Genomic DNA, 15,547 nt, shown 5'->3' on the forward strand with positions numbered 1-15,547 from the left:
CCCTTCCCACGGAGGCATCCACCATGGCACTCAAGACCGTCGGCGACCAGGGCCGCCTCACCGAAGCCGGCTACCGCTCCGCCGGCACTCTCTACCAGGAGCTCCTCGACCAGGATTCCCGCCCGGTCCCCGAAGTCCTCCGCCTCGAATCCCCCATCGAGCCCGGCGTCACCCGCGTCCCCGCCGAACAGTACTACAGCAAGGCCATCCACGACCGCGAGGTCGAGAAGGTCTGGAAGCGCGTCTGGCAGATGGCCTGCCGCGAGGAAGACATCCCCGAAGTCGGCGACTACATCGTCTACGACATCGCCCACCTCTCCTTCCTCGTCGTCCGCAGCGCGCCCGACCGCATCCAGGCCTTCCATAACGCCTGCCTCCACCGCGGCCGCCAGCTCCGCGAATTCGACGGCCGCGGCGCCCAGGAGTTCCGCTGCCCCTTCCACGGCTGGTGCTGGGAGATCGACGGCTCCCTCAAAGAAGTCGTCTGCCAGTGGGACTTTCCCGAAGTCAACGAGCGCGACTACCACCTTCCCGAGGTGAAGGTCGGCACCTGGGGTGGCTTCGTCTTCATCAACCCCGACCCCAACGCCGAGCCCCTTGAGCAGTTCCTCGGCGACCTCCCCCGCCACTTCGAACGGTGGGACCTCGCCAACCGCTTCAAGCAGGCCCACGTCGCCAAGATCCTCCGCTGCAACTGGAAGGTCGCCCAGGAAGCCTTCATGGAGGCCTACCACGTCGTCGCCACCCACCCCCAGCTCCTCAACGGCATCGGCGACTCCAACTCCCAGTACGACGTCTTCGGCAACTTCTCCCGCGCCATCACCCCGAACGGCACCCCGAGCCCCCACCTGCGCGAGGTTCCCAGCCAGCAGGACATGCTCGACGCCATGTTCGACCGCAACCTCGATACCCCGCCGCTCGCCGAGGTGCCGCCCGGCATGGGCGCCCGCCAGTTCGCCGCCATGCTCAGCCGCGAAGGCATGCGCGCCGTCATCGGCGACGAGGCCGATACCTACTGCGACGCCGAATACCTCGACTCCTTCTACTTCACCGTCTTCCCCAACTTCCACCCCTGGGGCGCCTTCAACCGCATCACCTACCGCTTCCGCCCCCACGGCGACAACCCCGACGAGTGCATCATGGAGTGCATGTTCCTGGCGCCCTGGCCGAAGGGCGAGCCGAAGCCCCCGGCCGCGCCCATCCACTGGCTCGGCCCCGATGACGACTGGGCCGACGCCCCCGAACTCGGCATGCTTGCCCGCGTCTTCAACCAGGACACCTTCAACATCCCGAAGGTCCAGCTCGGCCTCAAGACCATGAAGCGGCCGGAAGTCGTCTTCGCCAGCTACAACGAAACGAAGATCCGCCACTTCCACCAGCTCTACGACCGCTGGATGGAGCTCGAATAGCTGCCATGCCCGCGCCCTGCGCGCTCGCCTGGCTCGATGAACCGCCCGCCCCGGCCGACCTGGCCGGGGCGCTCGCCCTCGCCGGCGCCGCCACCCCCGCCGACGTCGACGCCCTGCTCGACGCGCTGGAGGCCGCCCGCACCGCCCTCGAGGCGCTCGCCAGGGAGGCCTTCGCCCGCGCGCCCATTAGCCGCTCCACCGCGGCGTTCCACAGCGCCCTGCCCGACCTCCGCCCCTTCGTCCTCTACCGCCTGCCCGGCCTCCTCCGCGAAGCCGGCCTCTACACCGCCGCGGAGCTCCGCGCCCTCGCCGCCGACGCACAGCCCGCCTGGCTCGCCCGCGAGGCCACCCGCCAGCTCGCCATCCTCGCCGCCGTCCGCGCCGCCGTCCGCCGGCTGGAATCCGGCGACCTCGCCCCGGCCGACTTCCCCGCCGCCATCCGCCGCGCCGCCCGCGAGGCCGCGGCCGTCCAGCCGGCGCCGCAGCCAGCACACCTCCCGGAGGACCTCGAATGACCGCACCCGCAACCCGCCGCTACTCCGACTGGCGCGACGAGTTCGAGTCGCGCAAAAAGAGCCCCGCCGAAGCCCTCGAGGTTGTGCAGAACGGCCACCTCGTCGGCCTCGGCATCCTCTGCCCCGGCGTCCTCAGCCAGGCGCTCCTCGAACGCGCCCGCCAGCTCGAGCGCGTCGATATCCGCTGCCTCGCCCCCCGCGAAGTGCCGCTCTTCTCCCCCGATGGCCCCAAAGGCGAAAAGGAGATCGAGCTCTTCATCGGCGATGCCCTCCGCCCCGCCCACGACCAGCGCATCGCCACCTACCTGCCGAACACGTTCATGCTCGGCTTCAAAGCCTTCGATGCCGGCCGGCCCGAGGCCCGCATCCCCGACGTTTTCCTCGTGGCCGTCTCCCCGCCCAACGAAAAGGGCTACGTCAACTTCGGCCCCCACATGTGGCACAAGAAGGCCTACGTCCGCCGCTGCCGCCACACCATCGCCGCCATCGACCCGAACATCGTGCCCGTCTTCGGCGACACCTGGATCCACGTCTCCGAGATCGACACCTTCGTCGATGGCTACATCAAGCCCGTCGATATCCCCGCCGTCCGCCAGCGCGTCGAAACCCAGGCCCCGCCCGAGCACCGCGACGCCCTCCTGAAGATCCTCAACCAGGCCTCTCCCGACCAAATCGCCCTCGTTGAGGACATGTTCCACCTCATGCCGCCGGGCATCCTCGAGCAGGCGTTCGGCCTCTCCGAGGTCGACCCGGCCGCGCAGGCGATTGCCGACCACCTCAAGACGCTCATCCGCGATGGCGACACCATCCAGGTCGGCGTCGGCCAGCCCAGCTCCCTCATGTTCAAGGCCGGCGCCTTCGACCACGCCCACGACCTCGGCCTCCACACCGAGCTCGGCTCCCCCGGCCTCGCCCGCCTCTGGGAGAAGGGCGTCCTCACCGGCGCACGCAAATCCATCCACAGAGGCCGCGCCGTCGCCACCGCCTGGACCGGCTGCGACGGAACGGACCTCCGCATCATCGCCGGGAACCCCGCCTTCGAACTCTACGACTCGAACTACCTCCTCAACCCGCTCCTCATGGCCCAGAACCGCCAGATGACCTCCATCAACAGCGCCGTCGCCGTCGACCTCCTCGGGCAGGTCGCCGCCGAGGACCGCTTCGGCGGCCACATGGTCAACGGCACCGGCGGCCAGCCCGATGCCCACCTCTCCGCCGCCCTCTGCCCCGACGGCCGGGCCATCACCGTCCTCCGCTCCACGGCCCTCGAAGGCACCGTCTCCAAGATCGTCGCCCAGCACCCCGAGGGCACCCTCGTCACCGTGCCGCGCTACCTCGCCGATACCGTCATCACCGAGTACGGCATCGCCCGCCTGCTCGATAAGAACCACCGCCAGCGCGCCGAGGAGCTCATCGCCATCGCCCACCCCGATTTCCGCGCCGAGCTCCGCGCCCAGGCGAAGCAGCTCTGGGGCAAGCTCGAATGACCGCCGAACCGACCCCGCAGCCGGCACCCCCGGAGGCGCCCGCGGGCCGGCTCGCCGGCAAGGTCGCCGTCGTCCTCGGCGCCTCCTCCGGCATCGGCCGCGCCGCCGCCCTCCGCTTCGCCTGCGAAGGGGCGAAGGTCATCGCCGCAGCCCGGCGCGTGCCCGAACTCGAAGCCCTCGCCCGCGAGTGCGGGGCCATCCCCGTGCCCTGCGACATCACCCGCGACGACCAGGTCGAAGCCCTCGCCCGCGCCCCCCTCGACCGCTTCGGCGCGCTCGATGTCGCCCTCAACTGCGCCGGCTTCGAACAGAGCACCCCCATCCGTGACCTCACCCCCGAGCGGCTCTACGCCATGGCGAGCGTCCAGTTCCTCGGCGCCGTCTCCTTCATCCGCCACATGGCGAACGCCATGGCCGCGACCGGCGGCGGCTCGCTCATCACCATCTCCTCCATCACCGCCCGGCTCGTCGGCGAAGGGCTCGCGGCCTACGGGGGCTCCAAGGCCGCCATCAACCACATCACCCGCATCGCGGCCCTTGAGTACGGCCCCCAGGGCGTCCGCGTCAACGTCGTCTCCCCCGGCCTCATCGAAACCCCAATGACGGCCCACATGTTCATCCCGCCCGTCGTCCGCGCCTTCACCCGCGAAACCCCGCTTCGTCGCATGGGCACCGTCGACGACGTCGTCGAAGCGATCCTCTGGCTCGCCTCCGATGCCTCCAGCTTCATCACCGGCCACGACCTCCCCGTTGACGGCGGCCAGCTCACCCGGCGCCTCCCCGGCCGCGACGACTTCCTCGCCCCGGCCTGATTGTTGACTCGATCACTCGACTTAGTGCACTGCCTGCGTTACACTGCAGCCAGCGGCATCGCCGCAATCCTCCCCCATCACGAACGGAGCACCCCCATGTCCGACCCCGAAATCGCTACCCGCGGGTACGCCCATCCCGAAGTCCTGGTCACCACCGAATGGGTCGCCCAGCACCTCAACGACCCCTCCGTCCGCATCGTCGAATCGAACGAAGACCCCCTCCTCTACCCCTCCGGCCACATCCCCGGCGCCGTCCAGGTCGACTGGGCCGCTGACCTCAACGACCCCCTCCGCCGCGACTACCTCGACCGCGCCGGCTTCGAAAAGCTCATGAGCCGCATCGGCGTCACCCCCGAAACCACCGTCGTCTTCTACGGCGACAAGAACAACTGGTGGGCCTGCTACGCCTTCTGGGTCTTCCAGCTCTTCGGCCACACCAACGCAAAGGTGATGGACGGCGGCCGCCTCAAGTGGGAGAAGGAAGGACGGCCGCTGGTCAAGGAAGTCCCCACCTACCCGCCCACCGAGTACCGCGCCCGCGAGCGCGACGACTCCAAAATCCGCATCTTCCGCGACGAAGTGCTGAAAAAGCTCGGCACCGGCGTCAAACTCGTCGACGTGCGCAGCCCCCAGGAATACACCGGCGAGCGCACCCACATGCCCGAATACCCGCAGGAGGGCGTCCTCCGCGGCGGCCACATCCCCGGGGCGAAGAACGTCCCCTGGGCCCGCGCGGCCAACCCCGAAGACGGCACCTTCAAGTCCGCCGCCGAGCTCAAGGCGATCTACGAGCAGGAAGCCGGCCTCACCCCCAACGACGAAGTCATCGCCTACTGTCGCATCGGCGAACGCAGCTCCCACACCTGGTTCGTGCTGAAGTACCTCCTCGGCTACCCCAACGTCCGCAACTACGACGGCTCCTGGACGGAATGGGGCAACTCCGTCGGCGTCCCCATCGAACGCTGAACTTCGCTACGCTGGATCCCGAATCCCCCGCGCGGCGGGCGGCGCAGCTGCCCGCCGCGCGCCTTCCCGGAGCACGCCCATGGCCCAGCCGCCAAAAGCCTTCCAGCAGGTCATCGAAGATTTCGCCTTCGCCGACCGCCAGGAGCGGATCGACATGCTCATCGAGTACGCCGACCGCTTCAAGGAGGTCCCGGAGCGGATCGCCACCCGCCCCTTCCCCGAAGAACACCACGTCCAGAAGTGCGAATCCGATGCCTACGTCTGGGCCGAAGACCTGCCCGACGGAACCCTGAAGTTCCACTTCGCCGTCGAAAACCCCCAGGGCCTCTCCGCCAAAGCCTGGGCCGTCATCCTCGATGAGACCCTCTCCGGCCAGCCGCTCGAAGAGGTCGCCGCCGTCCCCTGCGACAGCGTCTTCACCGTCTTCGGCAAGGAGGTCTCCATGGGCAAAGGCATGGGCCTCATGGGCATCGCCGATATGGTGACCGCCTTCGCCCGCCAGCGCCTCGCCGCCCGGGCCGCACAGTCAGGCTCGGCGTGACGTAACACAAATGTTCGTTGACCGCGCCCACCCCGGGACGTAGCATCGAACGAGCACCGCGGGACGCAGGAGGCCATGCCGAAGTTCATTTTCGTCACCGGCGGCGTCGTCAGCTCAGTCGGCAAAGGCATCACCACCGCCAGCCTCGGCCGCATCCTCAAATCCCGCGGCATCAAAGTCTCCATCCAGAAGCTCGACCCCTACCTCAACGTCGACCCCGGCACCATGTCCCCCTACCAGCACGGGGAGGTGTTCGTCACCGTCGACGGCGCCGAGACCGACCTTGACCTCGGCCACTACGAGCGGTTCATCGACCAGGACCTCACCGCCGCCTCCTCCGTCACGTCCGGCCAAATCTACCTCGCCGTCCTCGAACGCGAACGCCGCGGCGACTACCTCGGCGGCACCATCCAGCAGGTCCCCCACCTCACGAACGAAATCAAGGCCCGCATCTACGGCGTCGCCGAGCAGACCGGCTGCGACGTCCTCATCTGCGAAGTCGGCGGCACCGTCGGCGACATCGAAGGCGAAACCTTCATCGAAGCCATCCGCCAGATCCGCCACGAACAGCCCCGCGATGCGACCCTCAGCGTCCACGTCTGCTTCCTCCCCTGGGTCGGCGCCACCGGTGAACTGAAGACCAAGCCCACCCAGCACTCCGTCCGCGAACTTCGCTCCAAGGGCATCCAGCCCGACGCCATCGTCCTCCGCAGCGACCACCCCGTCCCCCGCGACATCACCGACAAGGTCGCCCTCTTCTGCGACGTCGAACCCCGCGCCGTCATCCCCATGGAAACGGCCGACACCATCTACGAAGTTCCAATCACCCTCGAAGAACGCGGCCTCGGCGACTTCGTCCTCGACCGCCTCGGCCTCGAAGGCCGCCGCGACCTCGCCGAATGGCGCGACCTCGTGTACCGCCTGAAGCACCCGCGCCGCACCGCCGAAGTCGCCGTCGTCGGCAAGTACGTCGAACTCCGCGATGCCTACATCTCCGTCAAGGAGGCCCTCGTCCACGCCGGCATCGCCCACGAGGCCGACGTGACCATCCGCTGGGTGCCTGCCGAGGCCCTCGAAACCCGCGACCCGGCCGACCTCCTCGCCGGTATCGACGGCATCGTCGTCCCCGGCGGCTTCGGCGAACGCGGCTGGGAAGGCAAAATCCGCGCCGCCGAATACGCCCGCACCACCGGCACGCCCTACCTCGGCCTCTGCCTCGGCATGCAGGCCCTCGTCACCGAATTCGCCCGCCACGCCTGCGGGCTCGTCGGCGCCAACAGCACCGAATTCGACCCCGAAACACCCCACCCCGTCATCAGCCTCCTCGAAGAGCAGCACGCCGTCGTCAATCTCGGCGGCACCATGCGGCTCGGCGCCTACCCCTGCCGCCTCCTGCCCGGCACGCTCGCCCACCGCGCCTACGGCACCGACGTTGTCAGCGAACGCCACCGCCACCGCTGGGAGTTCAACAACGCCTACCGCGCCCGCCTCGAAGCCGCGGGCCTGCGTGTGAGCGGCACCTCGCCCGATGGCGCCCTCGTCGAAATCTCCGAAATCTCCGGCCACCCGTTCATGCTCGGCACCCAGTTCCACCCCGAACTCCAGAGCCGGCCGAACCGCCCCCATCCGCTCTTCCGGGAGTTCGTCGCTGCCGCCCTCGCCCGGCGCGCCGCCGGCGCAGCCGCGCCCGCCACCGCCTGAGCGCCCCGCCTACTCGAGGTGCAGCGCCCGCCGCACGTCCGGGTTCTGCAAATCCAGCTCGAACGTCTTGAAGTGGTACATCTGCCCCGTATCCGGCGCGTACCCCGTCCGCTCCTCGCCGACCCGCAGCACGCCCCACGAGAGCATGCTGTTCACCAGGTTCTTCACATCCGTATCCTCGCGCCGCACCACCGGTTTCAGCGTGTCCACAATCCGATTGAACGTCAGCCAGCCGATCCCCGGCTTGTTCCGCTCGTCGTGGATCGCCACGATCACCGCCCGCCGCTGCTCCTCGGTCAGGTCGTTGTAGTTGAACCGCGCGTAGTCGTACTTCGCCAGCTCCTGCCCCACGTTGCGCGGCCGCTCGATCGCCTCCGTCCGCTCGTTCGGCAGGAACAGCCAGTCCGTGAAGTCCGCGTTTACCATCATGAGCAGCCCGCTCTCGTGCAGCGCCCGCGCGAAGTCGCCCGCCCGGCCGCGCGCCAGCCGCTGGAAGTCTGCCTGCGGCATCCGCTTCTGCAGCTCCTGCCCCACCAGCGAAAGCGGCAGGTCGCGCCCGTTCGTTCGGAAGTCCTGCACAATCGCGAGGATCTGCTTCAGCACCTCGGCGATCTCCCGCGGCTCCGCCGAGATCGGGCCCTTCGCCTGCGCCAGCTCCAGCGCCCGCGCCGCCGCCGCGGCCAGCCGCGGCTCGATCTTCTCGACCGCCGCCGGCTCTTTGGCGGGCGCCGCTGCCGCGCGATCCACCTCCGGCTCCACGTCCAGGTCGTAGTACAGCACCACATCCGCCTGCTGCACGAGCTGCGCCGACGTAGCCCACGATACCCCGATCACCACCACCCGCTTCCCCCGCGCCCGCAGCAGCATCACCACATGGAAAAAGCTGTGGTCGCCCGAGGCGATGACGAACGTCCCGATGTTCGGGTAGAGGTGGCTCGCCTCGATGCAGTCGACCGCCAGTTTCACATCGACCGAGTTCTGGATGCGCGCCTCGCCCTCCGCCGTCGTGTACCGCCGGGTGAGCACGTACACCGGCTCCAGCCCCGCCGTGTACAGCGACGCCGGGTCGCCCGCCTGCACCGGGTCCATCCAGTCTGCGTATGCCCGCGCATAGGCCACCCGCCCGAACCGCTCCGCCGCCTCCCGCAGCGCCGTCACGTTCGGGCGCCGGTTCCGCTGCATCAGGCTGAACTTCAGGTTCTCCCAGTCGACGAGCAGCGCGACGTCATCGTGCCCGGGCCCGTTCCCGCCATCCCGCATGCCGTGATCCTAGCCGAACCCGCCCCTCCCCGCTGGTAGCCCTGCCGACCGCCTGATTATGGGTCAGAACTGTCACTCGACATTAGCCGTACCTAATTTCTAACCTTCGATCAGGCAGCGCGAGGAGCAGAAGCCCTCCTCGCGCAGGAGATTCCGATGCTCTACTCCCTGCTCATCACCTTCCGCGAAGGGCTCGAAGCCGCGCTCATCCTCGGCATCGTGCTCTCCTACCTCCGCCGCGCGCGGCCCGGCGCCTCCGCCCGGCCGGTCTGGCTCGGCGCCGGCGCCGCAGCCGGCCTCAGCCTCGGCGCCGCCATTCTCCTCGAACTCCTCGCCGTCGAGCTCCCCGGCCGCTGGCAGGAGGCCATCGAAGGGTTCGCGATGCTCCTCGCGGTCACAGTTCTCACCTGGATGCTCGCCTGGATGCGCCGCCAGTCCGCCACCATCGGGCGTGAACTCCGCCAGCGCGTCGATGTCGCGCTCGATGCCGGCTCCGGATTTGCCCTTGGCCTGCTCGCCTTCACTGCCGTCGGCCGCGAGGGCCTCGAGACCGCCCTTTTCCTCTTCGGCGGCAGCGGCCGCGCCGATTCCGCCGCAGCGTACTGGTTCGGAGCCTTCGCCGGTCTGGCCATCGCCGCCGCCGCCGGTGCGGCCATCTACCGGGGCTCTGCGGCCATCCCCATCCGGGCCTTCTTCAACGTCAGTGCCGTCGCGCTCATCATCCTCGCCGCGGGCATGGTCCCCAACGCGCTCAAAGAACTCGCTGAGGCCCGCCTGCTCTTCGACCTCGGGCCGCGCCTCTGGGATACCTACACCCTCCTGCCCGACAACCAGGGACCCGGCCGCCTCCTTGCAGCCATCCTCGGCTACGACGCCAGCCCCTTCGCCGGCCAGGTCATCGCCTACATCGCCTACCTCGCGGCTGCCGCGGCCATCTACACAGCTGCCGGCCGACCCGCTCCCAATCTCACGCCCGGTCCAGGAGCTGAACACGCATGAACACCGCCCGTTTCCTCCCGCTTGCTGCCGCCGCCATCCTCATCGCCGCCGCATCCGCCTGCTCCGGCAGCGAAGGCCGACGCATCGACATCGTCGCTGGCGACGGGCCCAATGGCACCATGTACTTTGAACCGAAGACGCTGACCCTCGCACCCGGCGAAAAAGTCACCTTCTACATCAAGAATGAGGGCTCCGGCGACCACGAATTCGAGAGCGACGAGGCCGGCATCGACGAGGTGGTCATCCCGAAGGGCAGGACCCGGAAGGTCACCTGGACCGCGCCCGCCTCCGGCACCTACCCCATCTATTGCGACATCACAGGCCACCGCCAGGCCGGCATGGAGCTCGAAGTCCGCATCGCGTCCGCTCCCTGAATGCCCTCGAGCCGGGAGTGCCGGGTAAACCCCAAAAACCTGCCAATTTCCGGCTGCTGCGTGCACGCCCCTTCCGCTCCGTGGTACGGTGGTTCGGCCGAATCCCGGCCCTGCCGGGAACGGGGGACCCACCACCTGGGGTGCATCCTTCCACAGCGAAGGACGGCGACTTCCGACGCCGAACCCGTCAGCTAACCCCGTAGGCGTTCGGAGGAGCCTCTGCCTCCTCTGCGATCCGGTCCAGGCGGGCCCTCCCGCCCGCCGCCAGCACACAGGAGGTACGCGTCATGCAGTACGCCATTTCCCCGTCCGCCATCCTTCCCCGCACGACCGTCTACCGCGAAACCGAACTCAGCCTTGTCCGCATCCGCGAGGCCGCAACCAGGCTCCGCTCTTGGGCGCTCGTCTCCGGCGAACGCATCGTCGGCCTCCCCTTCGTCCGCGTCCGGTCCGACCTGCTCTGCGAGGTCCATCTCCCCGTCGGCGGACTCGTCCAGCCGCACCCCCAGACCGGCGTCTTCAGCGATGCGGCCGCCCACATGCCCGCCGTCTCGCTCCGCGTCGTCCGCTTCGACGAAATCCGGGCCGTCATCCGTGAGCTCAGCGGCGAGATCGCCGTCGATTGCGGCAGCGCCGGCCCCGTCGAATTCCATCCTTCCACCGCCGAGTTCACCCACGGGACCCTCCTCTGGCCCGTCCACCGGCTCTCGCCGGCGCTCACGCACGCCGTCGCCATCCCGGGCCGCCGCTCCCTCGAGGCCGCGTCATGAGGGGTCCGCGCGGCGCTTGCGCCGCCATGCTCAGCCTCGCCGCCGCAGCCGCCATGGCCCTCGCGGCCTGCGGCGGCGACGGTGATGACCCCACACCCACGCCCGGCAGCGTCGAAACCCCGGCCGCTGCCACGCCCACTGCCGCAACCCCGGGCACGTCGCCCACACCCGCGGCAACCGCCCCGGCAGCCACACCGACACCGGTCGTCCTTACGCCCACCTTCACCTGCGCGAATCCCATCACGCCGCTCGAGGCGCGCCTCAACCGCGGCCAGCAGGTCGAACTCCAGGGCCGCGTCTTCGGCGTCATGGACCGCAACGGCGATGCCGTCCTCGCCGTCGGCGCTCCGCTCGATGCCCTCCTCCGCGTTGAGGTTGTCGTCCCCTCCGGCAGCCGCCAGAACTTCCCGGCCGACCCGCTCCTCGGCTTCGCCGGCCGGGAGGTCTGCGTCCGCGGCACTGTGGAGGAAATCGGCGGCATTCTCACCATCGCCGCCACTGGCCCCGGCGAACTCACCGTCGTCCAGTAACCGAAACGAGCGCCGCAGCCAGCGTCATCCTCTCCGCGCTGCAGCTCCGGCAGCCCGTCGCCGCCTGACCCTCGACCCAGTCACTGGCTGTGTCTAGTCTGGGGTGCGAAGCCCGCCGCTTCGCACCCCGGCTGCTCTTCGGAGGCCCCATTTGGACTGGTGGCGCATTGTCCACGTCCTTTCTCTCATCTGGCTCGGCGCCGGCCTGGGCGCCACCTACCCCCTCATCCTCCGCGCCTGGGCAACCAACGACCTCCGCTACCGCGCGACCCTCCTCATTGAAGCCGCCAACAACGAAACCCGTGTGCTCCTCCCCGGCGCCATGGCCAGCGGCATCACCGGCTTCTTCTGGGCCGTCGCCGCCGAATACAACTTCCTCAAGGATGCCTGGCTCGGCATCCTCACCCTGCTCTACATCTTCTTCTACTTCGTCTGTCTGCCCCTGCTCGGCTTCGGCCTCCGGCGGGCCAGGCTCGCCGCCCTCATCGCCCAGAAGAAGGGCGAAGAAACCGACGAACTCCGCCAGGTCCTCGAAGACCGCGTGCCCATCGTCTTCGGCACCATCCTCGTCCTGAGCGTCCCCCTCCTCGCCTGGCTCGCCGTCTTCAAGCCGTTCTAGCCGCCTCCGGCTCCCCGTCAGAACACCAGCGGCTCCCCGCCCGCCCGGGCCGCACCCGGGTCGCAGGCCGGGCTCCGCTCCACCCACCGCAGCAGGTCGACCGGGTCGAACGGCCCGATCGCGTCTGCCTCGCCCGGTGCGAACAGCACCGGCCGCCGGTTCGCATCGCCCGGCGGCAGCGCCGTCAGCTCCGCCCGGTACACGAGCGCCAGCTCCCAGCCGTCGGCATCGAACGGAAAGCTGAGCACATCGGCAACTTCGAGCGCCGAAATCGCCCCGTCGCACCAGTCATCCGCCAGCGCCGCCGCCGTCTCGTACGGGTTCGCCCCATACTCCATCACCGTCCACGGCAGCCATTTCCCCCGTACCCCCGGCGCCGTCACGTCGAATACCGTCAGCCGGCCCGCAAACACCGGCACGAGGTACACCGCCACGTGCGCGCCGCCCGGTGTAAAACCCGGCTGCGGCCGTCCGAAGTAGGCGTGGCTCATACCGCGATTCTCCGCCCGGTCGGCCCGCCTGTCGAACCCGCGTCCCTCAGGCGAGGATCCCCGCGAACGTCCCCTCGTCGAGCGGCCCGACTGCGGCCAGCACCGCCTTCGCCGGGTCGAGCACGTCGCGCCCCACCTCCAGCAGCTCGTCCAGCGTCACCGCATCGAACCGCGCCACCACCTCGTCGACGGTCAGCACCTTCCCGCGCAGCAGCTCCTGCGACCCCAGCCAGCCCGCCACCGAACGCGTGTCCTCCATCCGCAGCTGGATCCGCCCCTTCGCCATCTCCTTCGCCTTCTGCAGCTCCGCCGGCGGCACCCCCGCGAGCAGCTTCAGCGTCTCCTCCAGCGTCGCTTCCGCCGTCACCCGCGCGTTCTCCGGGTCGCACCCCGCGTAAATCGTCAGCGAACCGGCATCCCGGAACTCGCTCGTATAGCTGTGGATGTCGTACACCAGCGCCCGCTCCTCCCGCAGCTCGAGGAAGAGCCGGCTCGACATCCCCTCGCCAAGGAGCATGTTCAACAGGCTCACCGCAAAGCGCCGGTCGCTGTCCAGCGGCACGCTCGGGAAGGCGAAGCACAGGTGCGCCTGCTCCGTCGCCTTCTCCCGCACCCGTACCCGCGGCGCCCCGTTCCGCGGCATGGCCGGGTACCACGGCCCCGGCTCCGCGGGTGCAACGCCCCCCAGCCACTGCTCGGCCGCCGCGACCACCTCCTCGTGGCGGACATTGCCGGCCACCGCGAGCACCATGTTGCCGGGCACGTACTGCTTCCGGAAGTACCGCACCACCGCCTCCAGCGGCAGCGCCTTCACGCTCTCCGGCGTCCCCCCGATCTCCCGCCCCAGCGGCTGCGCCGGCCAGAGCGTCTCATCGACAAGGATCGCGCTCAGCTCCGCCGGGCTGTCCTCCACCCCCGCCAGCTCCTCGAGGATCACCGCCCGCTCCTTCTCCAGCTCGGCCGGGTCCATCACCGGCTCCGTCACCATGTCCGCGAGGATGTCGATCACCGTCAGCGCAGCCGTATGGGGCACCTTCGCGTAGTACAGCGTCGCCTCCCGGTCCGTCGCCGCATTGTGGACCCCGCCGACCGACTCGATCGCCTCCGAAATCTCCCGCGCCGTCGGCCGCCGCGATGCCCCCTTGAACAGCATGTGCTCGAGGAAATGGGAAAGCCCCGCCTCCTCGTCGCGCTCATACCGGCTGCCCGCGCCAACGTATACGCTCACCGTCGCCGAGCGCGTGTGCGGCAGCTCCGCCGTCACCACGCGCAGGCCGTTCTCGAGAACCGTTCGCTGATGCATCGACACTCCCGTGCCCGCCCGGGCACCAGCCCCGATCCTACGCGCCGCCTCCGCTTGCCGCGAACCGCCCGCGAAACCTGTTCGTAACACCGGCGCAATTCGCACGAAACCGCCGCGGCCTACCCTGCATCCGACACACAGGGCGCTCCCGGAGCCAGCCCGCCGCCGAAACACAAGCTTCATACGGCAGCCCCTGCGCTGCGCGTGGCCGTAATCGGCGCCCGGGCGACAATCGGGAGGCCCGCCCACCACCACCCAGAGGAGTGCGATGACCCCCGAAGAGATCAAAGCCTACTGCGAGCAGAACGGCGTCCGCTTCGTCGACGTCAAATTCGTCGACCTGTTCGGCCAGTGGCAGCACATCACCCGCCCCATCCGCGAGCTGAACGACTGGACCGACTACAACCGCTCACCCTGGCGGAACGGCTACGGCTTCGACGGCTCCTCCATCCGCGGCTTCCAGAAGATCGAGGAGTCCGACATGCTCCTCATCCCCGATCCGGAAACCGCCTTCATCGACCCCTTCATCGAAACCCCCACCCTCTCGGTCATCGCCAACGTCGAAGACCCGGTCACCCGCCAGCCCTACAGCCGCGATGCCCGTTACATCGCCCGGAAGGCCGAGCAGTACCTCCGCGAAACCGGCGTCGGCGACACGGTCTACATCGGCCCCGAACTCGAGTTCTTCATCTTCGATGAGGTCCGCTTCTCCAACCAGATGCACACCGCCTCCTACCTCGTCGACTCCGACGAAGGCATCTGGAACAGCAACGCCGAAGCCACCCTCCGCGGCGACCTCAACCAGGGCTACCGCCCCCGCGTCAAGGGCGGCTACTTCCCCGTCGCACCGCACGACAGCCAGACCGACATCCGCAACGAGATGGTCGAGGTCATGGAGGAGTGCGGCATCCAGGTGGAGCTCCACCACCACGAAGTCGCCACCGCCGGCCAGGGCGAAATCGACATGCGGTTCGATACCCTCACCCGCATGGGCGATAAGGCCCTCCTCTACAAGTACATCGTGAAGAACGTCGCCCGCCGCAACGGCAAGGTCGCGACCTTCATGCCGAAGCCCCTGTACGGCGATAACGGCTCCGGCATGCACACCCACCTGTCCATCTGGAAGAACGGCGTCAACCTCTTCGCCGGGGAGGAGTACGCCGGCATCTCGAAGCTCTGCAAGCACTACATCGCCGGCCTCATCCGCCACGGCCGCGCCCTCATGGCCATCGCCGCCCCCACCACCAACAGCTACAAGCGCCTCGTCCCCGGCTACGAAGCGCCCGTCAACCTCGTCTACTCCGCCCGAAACCGCTCCGCGGCCTGCCGTATCCCGCTCGTCAGCCCCGACCCGCGCCAGAAGCGCGTCGAGTTCCGCCCGCCGGACCCCTCCGGCAACCCCTACCTCACCTTCGCCGCCATCCTCATGGCCGGCCTCGACGGCATCATCAACGAGTGGGACCCCGGCGAGCCGCTCGACAAGATCAACCTCTTCGACCTCAGCCCCGAAGAGCTCGCCAACATCCCCACCGTCGCCCAGTCGCTCGATGGCTCCCTCCGCGCCCTCGAAGAAGACCACGAGTTCCTTCTCAAGGGCGGCGTTTTCACCGAGGACGTCCTCGAGACCTGGATCGCCTACAAGTACGAAAACGAGGTCGACCCCATCCGCATGCGCCCGCATCCCTACGAGTTCGAACTCTACTTCGACGCGTAGGCTGCCCGCACCGCCCTCCAGCCGCACGGCGGCGCCCCACCCGGGGCGCCGCCGTT

The 15,547-nt window shown here is 69.0% G+C and carries 16 protein-coding genes and 1 riboswitch; of the genes, 13 read left to right on the forward strand and 3 right to left on the reverse strand.

The features are described 5' to 3' along the window. The first annotated feature begins 23 nt into the window (after positions 1-23). The 7 genes from Tbon_RS07745 (at position 24) to Tbon_RS07775 (ending at position 7,431) form a co-directional block, all read left to right on the forward strand. On the forward strand, positions 24-1,409 hold the full coding sequence (locus tag Tbon_RS07745) for an aromatic ring-hydroxylating oxygenase subunit alpha (RefSeq protein WP_158067117.1): 1,386 nt from the start codon (positions 24-26) through the stop codon (positions 1,407-1,409). Positions 1,410-1,414: 5 nt separating this feature from the next. Next, a complete protein-coding gene (locus Tbon_RS07750; protein ID WP_158067118.1) occupies positions 1,415-1,924 on the forward strand; it encodes a hypothetical protein in 510 nt (169 codons plus the stop codon). Beyond that, positions 1,921-3,411, forward strand: coding sequence for an acetyl-CoA hydrolase/transferase family protein (locus Tbon_RS07755; RefSeq protein WP_158067119.1), 1,491 nt, complete (start codon positions 1,921-1,923; stop codon positions 3,409-3,411). Before Tbon_RS07750 ends, Tbon_RS07755 begins: the two co-directional genes overlap by 4 nt. Continuing rightward, positions 3,408-4,223: an SDR family NAD(P)-dependent oxidoreductase gene (locus Tbon_RS07760; RefSeq protein ID WP_158067120.1), complete on the forward strand. Its 816-nt coding sequence runs from the start codon at positions 3,408-3,410 to the stop codon at positions 4,221-4,223. Before Tbon_RS07755 ends, Tbon_RS07760 begins: the two co-directional genes overlap by 4 nt. Positions 4,224-4,319: 96 nt before the next feature. Then, entirely contained in the window at positions 4,320-5,189 is an 870-nt protein-coding gene (locus Tbon_RS07765) for a sulfurtransferase (protein ID WP_158067122.1), read from the forward strand. A 79-nt stretch (positions 5,190-5,268) separates the two neighbouring features. Next, a complete protein-coding gene (locus tag Tbon_RS07770) occupies positions 5,269-5,730 on the forward strand; it encodes a SufE family protein (RefSeq protein ID WP_158067124.1) in 462 nt (153 codons plus the stop codon). Between the two features lie 75 nt (positions 5,731-5,805). Continuing rightward, entirely contained in the window at positions 5,806-7,431 is a 1,626-nt protein-coding gene (locus Tbon_RS07775) for a CTP synthase (RefSeq protein WP_158067125.1), read from the forward strand. 9 nt (positions 7,432-7,440) lie between these two features. On the opposite strand, the gene Tbon_RS07780 is transcribed toward Tbon_RS07775, so the two are convergent. Further along, positions 7,441-8,691 carry an NYN domain-containing protein gene (locus tag Tbon_RS07780; protein WP_158067127.1) on the reverse strand — a complete coding sequence of 417 codons (1,251 nt, stop codon included), beginning with the start codon at positions 8,689-8,691 and terminating at the stop codon, positions 7,441-7,443. Between the two features lie 156 nt (positions 8,692-8,847). Here Tbon_RS07780 and Tbon_RS07785 point away from each other — a divergent pair, with 156 nt between their 5' ends. From Tbon_RS07785 to Tbon_RS07805, 5 genes are all read left to right on the forward strand, one after another. Then, entirely contained in the window at positions 8,848-9,690 is an 843-nt protein-coding gene (locus Tbon_RS07785) for an FTR1 family iron permease (protein WP_158067129.1), read from the forward strand. Further along, the gene (locus tag Tbon_RS07790; protein WP_158067131.1) at positions 9,687-10,064 is read left to right on the forward strand and encodes a cupredoxin domain-containing protein; all 378 of its coding nucleotides are present in this window, start codon (positions 9,687-9,689) and stop codon (positions 10,062-10,064) included. The genes Tbon_RS07785 and Tbon_RS07790 overlap by 4 nt, the downstream gene beginning before the upstream one ends. An 85-nt stretch (positions 10,065-10,149) precedes the next feature. Further along, a riboswitch (cyclic di-AMP (ydaO/yuaA leader) is annotated at positions 10,150-10,285 on the forward strand. A 66-nt stretch (positions 10,286-10,351) separates the two neighbouring features. After that, positions 10,352-10,834 carry a hypothetical protein gene (locus tag Tbon_RS07795; RefSeq protein ID WP_158067133.1) on the forward strand — a complete coding sequence of 161 codons (483 nt, stop codon included), beginning with the start codon at positions 10,352-10,354 and terminating at the stop codon, positions 10,832-10,834. Beyond that, the gene (locus tag Tbon_RS07800) at positions 10,831-11,364 is read left to right on the forward strand and encodes a hypothetical protein (RefSeq protein ID WP_158067134.1); all 534 of its coding nucleotides are present in this window, start codon (positions 10,831-10,833) and stop codon (positions 11,362-11,364) included. The genes Tbon_RS07795 and Tbon_RS07800 overlap by 4 nt, the downstream gene beginning before the upstream one ends. A 151-nt stretch (positions 11,365-11,515) precedes the next feature. Next, on the forward strand, positions 11,516-11,983 hold the full coding sequence (locus Tbon_RS07805) for a DUF2269 family protein (RefSeq protein ID WP_192497832.1): 468 nt from the start codon (positions 11,516-11,518) through the stop codon (positions 11,981-11,983). A gap of 17 nt (positions 11,984-12,000) precedes the next feature. Here Tbon_RS07805 and Tbon_RS07810 read toward each other — a convergent pair whose 3' ends face one another. Further along, on the reverse strand, positions 12,001-12,474 hold the full coding sequence (locus Tbon_RS07810; RefSeq protein ID WP_158067137.1) for a hypothetical protein: 474 nt from the start codon (positions 12,472-12,474) through the stop codon (positions 12,001-12,003). 46 nt (positions 12,475-12,520) lie between these two features. Further along, the gene (locus Tbon_RS07815; protein ID WP_192497833.1) at positions 12,521-13,777 is read right to left on the reverse strand and encodes a M16 family metallopeptidase; all 1,257 of its coding nucleotides are present in this window, start codon (positions 13,775-13,777) and stop codon (positions 12,521-12,523) included. Positions 13,778-14,045: 268 nt separating this feature from the next. On the opposite strand from Tbon_RS07815, the gene glnA reads away from it, so the two are divergent. Beyond that, positions 14,046-15,491, forward strand: coding sequence for a type I glutamate--ammonia ligase (gene glnA, locus Tbon_RS07820; protein WP_158067141.1), 1,446 nt, complete (start codon positions 14,046-14,048; stop codon positions 15,489-15,491). Positions 15,492-15,547: the final 56 nt, after the last annotated feature.

The sequence above is a fragment of the Tepidiforma bonchosmolovskayae genome (assembly GCF_008838325.1).
GTDB classification, from domain to species: Bacteria; Chloroflexota; Dehalococcoidia; order Tepidiformales; family Tepidiformaceae; genus Tepidiforma; species Tepidiforma bonchosmolovskayae.